The sequence below is a fragment of the Brevibacillus fluminis genome (assembly GCF_003710825.1).
In the GTDB taxonomy this organism is placed as follows: Bacteria; Bacillota; Bacilli; order Brevibacillales; family Brevibacillaceae; genus Brevibacillus_D; species Brevibacillus_D fluminis.
This window is the reverse complement of record NZ_RHHQ01000052.1, coordinates 1-211: the sequence shown is the minus strand read 5'-3', so window position 1 is coordinate 211 and position 211 is coordinate 1. Positions and strand designations below refer to the sequence as shown.

At 47.4% G+C, this 211-nt stretch carries 1 pseudogene; it reads left to right on the top strand.

Annotation, left to right across the window (positions count from 1 at the left end):
• Positions 1-211 (top strand): annotated as a pseudogene (locus EDM56_RS31645) (MFS transporter); the annotation flags it as partial.

The window sequence follows — 211 nt, the reverse complement described above, 5'->3', positions numbered from 1 at the left end:
CCGCAAAAGCTGGTTGCCCTCGGACTTTTCGCAAGCGGAATTTCCTCGATCGGCATCGGTTTTTCCACAAATCTTGCTTTCACGCTTGTCATGCAGTTCATTAACGGGTTCTTTTTCCCTTGCATTCCAATCGGCTTGAACACGATCATGCTGAAAAAGGTCGAGGAATCGTATATCGGACGGGTCAATGGCATTTTGTTCCCGATCTTCA